This is a genomic window from Cupriavidus sp. SK-4 (genome assembly GCF_000611125.1).
In the GTDB taxonomy this organism is placed as follows: domain Bacteria; phylum Pseudomonadota; class Gammaproteobacteria; order Burkholderiales; family Burkholderiaceae; genus Cupriavidus; species Cupriavidus necator.
Map to the genome: position 1 here is coordinate 35,914 of NZ_JFJW01000067.1, position 6,229 is coordinate 42,142.

Consider the following 6,229-nt stretch of genomic DNA (forward strand, 5'->3'; position numbering starts at 1 on the left):
ATGGCACGGCGGCTGAGCGAGAACCGCCAGCGCAAGGTGCTGCTGCTCGAAGCCGGGCACAAGCTATGCGTCGCACGGCTATCCCGAAGCGATCGCCAGCAGCGACAGCGTGGCGCCGGCTGCATTCGACTGGGGCTACAAGTCCGAGCCCGGCTACATCGACCATCCAATCGGCGCGGTGCGCGGCAAGGTGCTGGGCGGCAGCTCGGCGGTCAATGGCGCGGTGGCGCTGCGTGCGCGCCCGGAGGACTTCCGGCGCTGGAACCTGGAAGGCTGGAGCTACGACGAGATGCTGCCCTTCTTCCGCAAGCTGGAGCGCCGCACCGGCGGCAGCGACGCGCTGCACGGCCGCAGCGGGCCGCTGCCGGTGCGCCAGCTGACCCGTGCCGACGTCACACCGATGCAGCGCGCCTTTATCGACGCGGCGCTGGTTAACGGCTTCCGCGCGATTTCCGACTTCGACGACGCCGATGCGCACGGCGTCGGCCCGTATCCGATGAACGTGGTCGACCATGTGCGCGTGAACACCGGCATGGCCTACCTGACCGACGAGGTGCGGGCCCGCCCGAACCTGGCCATCCGCGCCGACGTGCTGGTCGACAAGGTGCTGTTCGCCGGCCGGCGCGCGATCGGCGTGCAACTGGCCAATGGCAAGCAGATCCATGCCGGCGAGGTCATCCTGTCGGCCGGCAGCTACGGCAGTGCCGCCATCCTGCTGCGCTCTGGCGTGGGTCCGTTCGACCACCTGCGCGAACTCGGCATCCCCGTGGTGAAGGACGCGCCGGTGGGGCGCAACCTGGTGGACCACCCGTTCTTCTACAACGCCTACGCGGCCCGGCCGGACCGCATAGGCGCGCAGTCGCCGGCGATCGGCGCCAAGGTGTGGACCCGCAGCACCGGCGCCACGGCTGGCGAACTGGACCTCCATATCACCGCCACCCACCTGTTCCCGCACGACCAGAGCCCCACCGGCGTGGGCTTCGTGCTGGCGGTGGCGCTGACGCGCCCGCAGTCGCGCGGCCGCCTGTGGCTGGCCAGCCGCGATCCGGCGGTGGCGCCAAAGATCGACCTGAACTTCCTGTCGATGCAGCAGGACCGCGAGCGCCTGCTGGAAGGCATCAGGCTGGCGCGCAGCCTGGGCCGCACCGCGCCGCTGGCGGACCTGATCCATGCCGAGCTGAACCCCGGCCCGCAGGCCACCAGCGACGAGGCCGTGCTGCAGGCGGTGGGCGCCACGCTCGACACCTACCACCATCCCACCTCGACCGCGCCGATGGGCCTGGCCGGCGATCCGGCGGCGGTGGTCGACCTGGAGGGCAATGTGCGCGGCGTACAGGGCCTGCGCGTGGTCGATGCCTCGATCTTCCCCGATGTGCCTTCGGTGGCGACCAATATCACCACCATTGCCGCGGCCGAGCGTATCGCCAGCCGCTTCGCCTGAGCAGGAGGACGACGACATGACCATGACCACGGCACTGAACTGGATCGACGGCGAATGGGTGGACTCCGGCCTGTACCGCGACGCCATCGACCCCGCTACCTCCGCCGTCATCGGCCGCTACGCCGACGCCGGCCGGGCCGAGGCCGAACAGGCCATCGGCGCCGCCGCCCGCGCGCTGCAGGCGAGCGCGTGGCGGCACGACCGCGCCTTGCGCGCCAGGGTGCTCAACGAACTGGCCGATGCCTTCGAGCGCCATGCCGACACGCTGGTCGACATGCTCTGCGCCGAGAACGGCAAGGTGCGCGCCGAGGCCGCCTTCGAGGTCGGTATGGTGCCGGCCAAGCTGCGCTACTACGCCGGGCTCGCGCTCACCGAATACGGCCGCGCCGCCGAGCCGCGGCCGGGGCGGCTGTCGCTGGTGCTGCGCGAGCCGATGGGCGTGGCCGGCATCATCGTGCCGTGGAATTCGCCGGTGGTGCTGATGGTGCGCTCGCTGGCGCCGGCACTGGCGGCGGGCTGCACCGTAGTGATCAAGATGCCGGGGCAGACGGCGCTGACCAATGCGCTGGTGGCGCGCATCATGGCGCGCACGCCGTCATTGCCGCGCGGCGTGGTCAACCTGTTCAGCGAGTCGGGCGCGGAAGGCTCGCGCGCGCTGGTGGAGTCGCCGCACGTGCCGGTGATCAGCTTCACCGGCAGCTCGGCCACGGGCCGCGCCATCAGCGCCGCGGGCGCGCGCCACCTGAAGCGGTTCGGGCTCGAGCTGGGCGGCAAGACCCCGATGATCGTGTTCGACGATGCCAGCCTCGACGCGGCGCTGCCGGTGCTGGAGAAGGCGCTCACGGTATTCGCCGGGCAGTTTTGCATGACCGGCTCGCGCCTGCTGGTGCAAAGCGGCGTGGCGGACGCGCTGCGCCAGCGGCTGGCCGAACGGCTGGCCGCGGTACGCGTGGGCCCGGCCGCCGAGGCGGCCAGCCAGATGGGGCCGCTGATCGACAAGGCCAACGTGGCGCGCGTGGACGGCATGGTGGAAGCGGCGATTGCCGACGGCGCGCGCGTGCTCGTGCGCGGCGGGCCGGTCACCGAAGGCCCGCTTGCGCGCGGCGCGTTCTACCGGCCGACGCTGCTGGAGGTGGACGACCCGAACATGGAGATCGTGCAGAAGGAAGTGTTCGGCCCGGTGCTGACGCTGCAGGTCTTCCACACCGAGGCCGAGGCGGTGGCACTGGCCAACCACAGCGAGTACGGGCTGGCCGCGAGCGTGTGGACGCGCGACGTCGACCGCGCGCTGCGCATGGCGCGCGCGCTCGAGGCGGGCACCGTGTGGATCAACGACTGGGCGTCGGTCTACGACGAATTCGAGGAGGGCGGCTACAAGCAGTCGGGGCTGGGCCGGCTCAACGGCGTGGCCGCGATCGATGACTTCGTCGAATACAAGCACGTCGCGCTGACGCCGGGGTAGCGCGCAGGCTCAGCGCCACATATTGCGCATCCGGCTGGCCAGGTCCACCGGCGCCAGCGCCGGCCTTGCCGGCGCCTCGCCCGGCATCGGCGGCGGCGGCCAGGCACGGCTGTGGAAGTTGGGCATCACGCGATTCGGCAGGAAGCGCGTGCGCGACGCATACACATGCCGGTCGCCGAAGCCCACCTGCTGGTGCACGTAGAAGCGCTGCGGCACCACGATGTCCAGGTGATCTTTGGCCCGCGTCATCGCCACATAGAGCAACCGCCGTTCTTCCTCGATCTCTTCGGTGGTGCCGGTCGCCAGGTCGCTCGGCATGCAGCCGTCGACCGCATTGAGCACGTACACCGCCTTCCACTCCTGGCCCTTGGCCGAGTGGATGGTCGACAGGATCAGGTAGTCCTCGTCGCGCGAGGGCACGCCGGATTCGTCGCTGGAGGCGCTGGGCGGGTCCAGCGTCAGCTCGGTCAGGAAGCGCTCGCGCGCGCCGTAGGTGGCGGCGATGCGCTCCAGCTGCTGCAGGTCGGCCTGGCGCGCGGCGGCATCGTCGTGCAGGCGCTCCAGGTGTGGCGCGTACCAGGCCAGCACTTGCTCGAACTCCGACGGCCACGGCGAGGTGGGCGCCATCAGCGCGCGCGCCAGCGCCAGCAGGTCGGCCCAGGCGGGCGCTGCGGCCGGCGGCGGCTCGAATGCTTCCAATGAGAACAGCGGCTCGGTGGCCAGCGCCAGTGCATCCAGCACGCGCGCCGCGGTCTTGGGTCCGATGCCGGGCAGCAGCTGCAGCGTGCGGAAGCCCGCCATGCGGTCGCGCGGGTTTTCCAGCCAGCGCACCACTGCCAGCACGTCCTTCACGTGGGTCGATTCCAGGAATTTCAGCCCGCCGAACTTCACGAACGGGATATTGCGCCGGGCCAGCTCGATCTCTACCTGCGCGCTGTGGTCGGCGGCGCGGAACAGCACCGCCTGTGCCATCAGCGTCAGGCCTGCCTCGCGCCGCGCCAGCACCTGCTCGACCACGTAGCGGGCTTGGTCGGCCTCATCGTTGACCACGATCACGCCGGGCTTTTCGGCAGAGGCGCGCTCGGACCACAGGTCCTTGGTATAGCGCTCGGCCGCCAGCCCGATCACGGCGTTGGCGGCCTGCAGGATCGGTTGGGTCGAGCGGTAGTTCTGCGACAGCGTGACCTGCTGCGCGGCCGGCGTGAACTGCGCCGGGAAGTCCAGGATATTGCGCACGGTGGCGCCGCGGAAAGCGTAGATCGACTGCGCGTCGTCGCCCACCACAGTCAGGCCGCGGCCGTCCGGCCGCATGGCCAGCAGGATCGACGCCTGCAGCGCATTGGTGTCCTGGTATTCGTCGACCAGCACATGGTCGAAGCGCGCGCCCATGTCCTGCGCGATGGTGGGCTCGGCCATGGCCTGCGCCCAGTACAGCAGCAGGTCGTCATAGTCCAGCACATGCTGCTTCTGCTTGGCCTCGACATAGCCGGCGAACAGGGTGCGCAGCGCATCGGCCCACATCGCGTAGCGCGGGAACTGCTGCTTGAGCACGTCTTCCAGCGGCGCCTGGGTGTTGACCACGCGCGAGTAGATCGCCAGGCAGGTTTCCTTCTTCGGGAAGCGGCTGGCGGTCTCCGACAGGCCCAGGTCGTGGCGCACCACGTGCATCAGGTCGGCGGCATCGCCGCGGTCGCTGATGGTGAAGGCGGGCGACAGGCCCAGGGTCTCGGCATATTCGCGCAGCAGGCGCGCGCCGATGGCGTGGAAGGTGCCGGACCACTGCAGCGCCGCGCGCCCCGCGCCGGTCTGGGTGCCGAGTGCCTGGTCGACGATGCGCTCGACGCGCCGTCCCATCTCCGCCGCGGCGCGGCGCGAGAACGTCAGCAGCAGGATGCGGCGCGGATCGGCGCCGGCCAGCACCAGGTGCGCGACCCGGTGCGCCAGCGTATTGGTCTTGCCCGAGCCGGCGCCGGCGATGATCAGCAGCGGCGCGTCGCTGCCGTGTTCCACCGCGGCGCGCTGCTCCGGGTTGAGCCGGGACAGGTAGGCGGGGACGTCATCGGCTTCAGGGGCCGCGAGGTCGGCGGCGGGGGCTAGGTCCAAAGTCACAGGCGGGGCTCGGGGAAGGCTCAGAAAAGGCTGGCGCCAACTGTATATCCATACAGGGATGTCGCGCAACCTGCTGCCCTGGCGATCGTGCGTAAAAACAAAAAAAGGTGCTCGATGAGCACCTTTTCACAGCGGTTGGCAGCGACAGCGTTACGCAGACTTTGCCAGCGCGCCATCCAGCAGCTTGTGCAGCGCATCCCACTCGGGCTCGCCCACATAGCGCTTCAGGATGCGGCCGTCCTTGTCGACCACGAAGGTGGTCGGCGTCAGCTGCACATTGCCGAAGGCCCTGGCCGCGGTGCCGTCGGAATCCATGGCCACCTTGAACGGCAGGCCGCGCGTCTTGGCGTAGTTCATCACATACATGGGCGGGTCGTAGTTCATCGCCACGGCGACGAATTCCAGCCCCTTGCCCTTGAACTGCTCATAGGTGCGGACCATGTCCGGCATTTCCTTGACGCAGGTGGCGCAGCTGGTGGCCCAGAAGTTGATCATGTAGACCTTGCCCTTGAGGTCGGCGGTGCTGACCTTCTCGCCCGACAGCAGCGTGAAGGTGGCCGCCGGGGCCGCGTTGGCCGGCGACAGTGCGCGGTAGCCGAACCAGCCCAGCAGCGCGAGCACGACCACGGCCACGACGATGGGCCAGGGCTTGCGGGAGGTTTTGGTGGCAGGGGCAGCAGTGGTCATGGAATCCGGGTCAGGCAGGTTCGGTCAGCAATGGGACATTCTAATGCCGCGGGCGTTCGCGCGCTGCGCGGGGCTGGGCTGCGGCAATCTGCCGCAAGCGCCCCAATCGGTTCAGCGCCGGGTGGCGATGGCGGCGCGTGCCTGGTCCAGCGCCTGTTCCAGGTAGGCGCCGTAGAAATCCGGCTGCATGCCGCGCAGCGGGCCGGCGGCGGCGCGGCCCTGGCGGTCCAGGAACAGCACCGTGGGCGCCACCCGCACTTGGTGCGCCCGGGCCCACGCGCGCGCGGTGGTCAGGTTGCCGTCGGCATCGCGCAGCGGGGTGTCGGCGGTCATGTCGAGCTCGCGCACGGCAATTTCGCCGGCGGCGGCCTGCGGGCCCAAGTAGTTGCGGCGCACCGCATCGCAATAGCTGCAGCCCGGCATCGACACCAGCACCACCAGCGGCTCGCCGCGGCGCGCGGCCTCGGTGCCGTGGGCGCCCAGGTCGGTGGCCGGCGGCAGGTGGGCGGGGCTGGCGGCGGCTGCGGGCA

The 6,229-nt window shown here is 70.3% G+C and carries 5 protein-coding genes; 2 read left to right on the top strand and 3 right to left on the bottom strand.

Going from position 1 to position 6,229, the window contains the following annotated elements; genetic code table 11:
- Window positions 1–109 precede the first annotated feature (109 nt).
- Window positions 110–1,441: a GMC family oxidoreductase gene (locus tag CF68_RS14370; protein WP_369798875.1), complete on the top strand. Its 1,332-nt coding sequence runs from the start codon at window positions 110–112 to the stop codon at window positions 1,439–1,441.
- 16 nt (window positions 1,442–1,457) lie between these two features.
- Entirely contained in the window at window positions 1,458–2,903 is a 1,446-nt protein-coding gene (locus CF68_RS14375) for an aldehyde dehydrogenase family protein (protein ID WP_035819846.1), read from the top strand.
- Window positions 2,904–2,912: 9 nt separating this feature from the next.
- Here CF68_RS14375 and CF68_RS14380 read toward each other — a convergent pair whose 3' ends face one another.
- The 3 genes from CF68_RS14380 to CF68_RS14390 form a co-directional block, all read right to left on the bottom strand.
- Window positions 2,913–5,012 (bottom strand): ATP-dependent helicase, encoded by a 2,100-nt coding sequence (locus CF68_RS14380; protein ID WP_035819848.1) that lies wholly within the window; start codon window positions 5,010–5,012, stop codon window positions 2,913–2,915.
- A gap of 150 nt (window positions 5,013–5,162) precedes the next feature.
- Window positions 5,163–5,699, bottom strand: a complete 537-nt coding sequence (locus CF68_RS14385) for a TlpA disulfide reductase family protein (RefSeq protein ID WP_035819850.1) — start codon at window positions 5,697–5,699, stop codon at window positions 5,163–5,165.
- Window positions 5,700–5,810: 111 nt separating this feature from the next.
- On the bottom strand, window positions 5,811–6,229 hold a 419-nt coding region (locus tag CF68_RS14390; RefSeq protein ID WP_035819852.1), incomplete at its 5' end, for a thioredoxin fold domain-containing protein.

Coding starts and splice junctions, on each gene's coding strand:
- CF68_RS14375 (WP_035819846.1), top strand. CDS start 1,458: ATGACCATGACCACGGCACTGAACTGGATCGACGGCGAATGGGTGGAC.
- CF68_RS14385 (WP_035819850.1), bottom strand. CDS start 5,699: ATGACCACTGCTGCCCCTGCCACCAAAACCTCCCGCAAGCCCTGGCCC.